This window comes from Bacillus sp. RB3 (genome assembly GCF_030164735.1).
Taxonomy (GTDB): domain Bacteria; phylum Bacillota; class Bacilli; order Bacillales; family Bacillaceae_G; genus Bacillus_A; species Bacillus_A cereus.
This window is the reverse complement of the sequence record NZ_JASNGE010000085.1, coordinates 1-2,343: the sequence shown is the minus strand read 5'-3', so window position 1 is coordinate 2,343 and position 2,343 is coordinate 1. Positions and strand designations below refer to the sequence as shown.

The window sequence follows — 2,343 nt, the reverse complement described above, 5'->3', positions numbered from 1 at the left end:
TTTGTTTCGTTCAGTTTTCAAAGAACTACTTGGTCGCTCATTTGCGACTTCCTTATGTTAACATCTTCGTTAGTTAATGTCAACTAAGTTTTTTTATTTCATTTGTCGCTTGCGACGTTATTGTCATCGGCGACTTGTCCTATATTACACCTCTATATAATAATAGTCAATATTAATCTTTCATTTTTTTAAAAAGATAAAAAAGACTCTCATACCCCCCTTTTATTTCTCATACATATCAATAAGATAACTGAAAGGAGTGTAGAACTTGTTCAACCCTTCTTTATTACACATCATAAGCTCCCATTCAAGAAGCCCACACTATCATAGGAAGTTTCCAATCATTCTATTTTGGAGTCAAAAAAGCGGTTGTACTTCTCTTGCTAAGTGGTTCTTTTACCAGATTGATTTATTACAAACCGCTCTAAGCTATAGTCCTTTCATTCATAATTATGAATATGATATATACAAAAGTACACCTACCTATAGTGTACGACTAGGAATAGCTCTACGAGAAAAACAAAAAGAAACTTTTAAACTCGTTCGTAACCCTTATAGGAGAGCAGTCAGTTCTTTCGTATCCTTAATTGGACCTCCTTATATGGAACATCCCGAATGGAAACCCATCCGAAAGTTTTTATATCAAGATGAAAATTCCTCCAAAGGGATCTCATTTAAACAATTTCTATACTATCTATTTATGAAAGGAGCTCACGCAAGTGATATTAACCCACATTTCACACAACAATATATAGCTGGTGAAGGAGAATATGTGACCAATTATATATACTTAGAAAACTTCGATCAGGAAATGAAAGAATTAGAAAAGCGTTTCGAATTAAAAACCGCACCAATAAATGAGTTCTCAACATCATGGCATCATCAAACTCCCGCCATGATTTATAAAGGGGATTTTAGCGAAGGCGATATTACTGATCCTTTATTTCCCCGTCATCCGACTTTTGAAAGCTTTTATGATACTGAATGTATACAACTTGTCCAAACAATATTTCAAAATGATTTCGACACATATAAATACAGCAAAGAATATCCATACTAACTTTAGTCTATTATCTTTGCTAAATAAAAAAGATACCTCATATATAAGGTATCTTTTTAACATTTCAATTATATAAATCATACTGTTTAACAGTCTCTATTCTCCACCTTGTTACCTTTTAATAGATTACATAACTTTTGCTTATCCGCCCATCCTACTCCGATTAAAACTAAACTCGCTCCCATTATTACTCTCCATGTCAGAGATTCATTTAATAGAATAATTGAAGTAACAATACTTATTAATGGTAATGCATTTAAATATAATCCGCTTACTGATGCTGAAACTCTCTCTAGCGCTTTATTCCAAAACCAATATGCTAAAATTGTTGCTCCAATAACAAGGTATATTACACTAAGTCCCGTTTTCCAAGTTTCAACCTTTGGGAGACCGTAATAAAAAATTTCTACCAGTGCAAACGGTAAGAGAATAACAGCTCCAATAATTAAAGTTAATGTTGTAAAAACCTCGTTTGATAAATACTGTTCTTGTTTTGGCCGTTTTAGCACAACTGTGTAGAAAGCAAATAGAAAAGTACTTAATAATATCAGTATATCTCCTATTAAAGACACTTCTTGATTAGCACTTTTAGATGGAATCGTAATAAAGAGTACTCCTATAGCCCCCAATATAATTCCTATCCAATAATTCAATCGAATGTTCTCTTTCAAAAAGAGTGCTGAAAAAAGAATTGTAACTAATGGTAATGCAGCATCTATAATACTCACATGTAATCCACTGGTTAAAGAAATACCGTAGGATGTAAACATAAAATAACCAGCTACACCGGTAAAAGCTAACAAACTCATTCTTTTCCATGGAACTTTTTTATGTACAACTGATTTTTGTAGTTGCTTAAATGAGAATAGCATACAAATTCCACCTGCAAAGAAAAGACGAATAAACAACAAAGTAAACGGCTGAATAGATTCTAACGCCCATTTTGTTGGCGCAATGGCTGTGCCCCATAATATAACAGCCACTAATAACATGCATATTTCTTTCATAATCCCCCACACCCATCAAAAATATATGTTAACTACCTTAATTATAGATTTTTTCTAATGTAAAATCCTTTAAAAACAAAAAAGGTTATGTTAAAAGAGCTAGATTGCTACTTTTCATATAACCTTTTTATATAAGATCACAAACATTCTTGTTACATCTGGACTATATTCTTATAAAGGTAATTCTTACCTTTAAATTTAAAATAATAAAAATAAACACAAAAAAACCTAAGTCGAAACGACTTAGGTTTTTGCTTGGCGACGTCCTACTCTCAC

2 protein-coding genes are annotated in these 2,343 nt (G+C 32.3%); one reads left to right on the top strand and one right to left on the bottom strand.

The window, feature by feature from the left end; translation table 11 throughout:
• Window positions 1-268: 268 nt before the first annotated feature.
• Window positions 269-1,060 (top strand): sulfotransferase family 2 domain-containing protein, encoded by a 792-nt coding sequence (locus QO049_RS30400; protein ID WP_246961780.1) that lies wholly within the window; start codon window positions 269-271, stop codon window positions 1,058-1,060.
• A gap of 86 nt (window positions 1,061-1,146) precedes the next feature.
• On the opposite strand, the gene QO049_RS30395 is transcribed toward QO049_RS30400, so the two are convergent.
• Complete coding sequence (locus tag QO049_RS30395) at window positions 1,147-2,067, bottom strand: DMT family transporter (protein ID WP_097856723.1); 921 nt, start codon at window positions 2,065-2,067, stop codon at window positions 1,147-1,149.
• Between the last annotated feature and the right edge of the window lie 276 nt (window positions 2,068-2,343).

Bases quoted from the DNA above. Each gene is read 5' to 3' on its own strand.
- QO049_RS30395 (WP_097856723.1), bottom strand. From the start codon at position 2,067: ATGAAAGAAATATGCATGTTATTAGTGGCTGTTATATTATGGGGCACA.